At 28.1% G+C, this 402-nt stretch carries 1 protein-coding gene; it reads left to right on the forward strand.

What is annotated here, in order from left to right:
* On the forward strand, positions 1–402 hold a 402-nt coding region (locus tag E3E36_RS12480), incomplete at both ends, for a hypothetical protein (protein ID WP_167895646.1).

Genomic DNA, 402 nt, shown 5'->3' on the forward strand with positions numbered 1-402 from the left:
TCCAGCATTCTCTTTTTTTTCTCAGGCTTTGAAATCCTTAAACAATAACGATAATGAAATCGCTTTTTTTTTATTTTTTAGAATTATAGATGGCTATTTTTCTTTTGGAGCAAAAGACGTTAGAAAAGAGTTATTAAAAAAGGAAATTGAACTGAGATATTATATTCCATACGACCCCAAACTTATAAATTCACTCAGTGCTATTCTAACTGAAATGGGGCTTCCTACAGAAAGTAAAAATAATTATAAAGGTTTAATCGCTGATATTGTAAATGTTAGACATAAGCTAACACATTTTTCATCAACTAAAGCCAAAGCCCATCATACTGCTTCTATTAAATTAAAATTAGCAACTGTAAATTCTTTTTTATATCAATGTTACTTTAATCTTTTACGAGACAA

This window comes from Thermococcus sp. M36, assembly GCF_012027355.1.
Taxonomy (GTDB): domain Archaea; phylum Methanobacteriota_B; class Thermococci; order Thermococcales; family Thermococcaceae; genus Thermococcus.